Below are 507 nucleotides of genomic sequence, written 5' to 3' on the forward strand. Positions count from 1 at the left end.
CAGCACCGCCTCGCGCAGGCTCGGCGCGGCGCCGCGCACGTCGTCGGGCACGATCAGGCGCGCGCGCCCGACCACCTCGACGATGTCGCGGTCCAGCGCGTCCAGATCGCGAGCGTCGAACGCGGAACGGTGCGGCCACAGGCCCGGCACCGGATCGAAATCCACCGCATTGACCAGCACCACCAGCGGCGTGTGCCGCGGGTGCGCGCGCGACCAGGCGGCGAGGATCGCCAGGCAGTCGCGGAAGCGCAGGCAGTGGCTGGCGTAGTCCAGGCCCGGCTGGTGCAGGACCTTGGCGCCGGGCGCGTGCATGCGGGCCCGGGTCGCCGCATCCGCGCGTGCATACGGTGCGGCATACAGGCCGCCGTGCGGATCGGCGGCCACGTCGAGTTCGAGTTGCCGCAGCCCCAGCGCGAGCTGGGCCTGCAGCGAAGGATGGCCATAGGCCAGTGCCGGCCATTCGGCGGCGTCGTGCGCCTGCAGGCGCCGCCGTACCTGCGCGGTCGG

At 74.6% G+C, this 507-nt stretch carries 1 protein-coding gene; it reads right to left on the reverse strand.

The genetic code is table 11. From position 1 onward, the window contains the following. The coding region (locus D180_RS18645; RefSeq protein ID WP_017913978.1) for a Ca2+-dependent phosphoinositide-specific phospholipase C at nucleotides 1–507 on the reverse strand (507 nt) is incomplete at both ends.

This window comes from Xanthomonas sp. SHU 166, assembly GCF_000364685.1.
GTDB classification, from domain to species: Bacteria; Pseudomonadota; Gammaproteobacteria; order Xanthomonadales; family Xanthomonadaceae; genus Xanthomonas_A; species Xanthomonas_A sontii.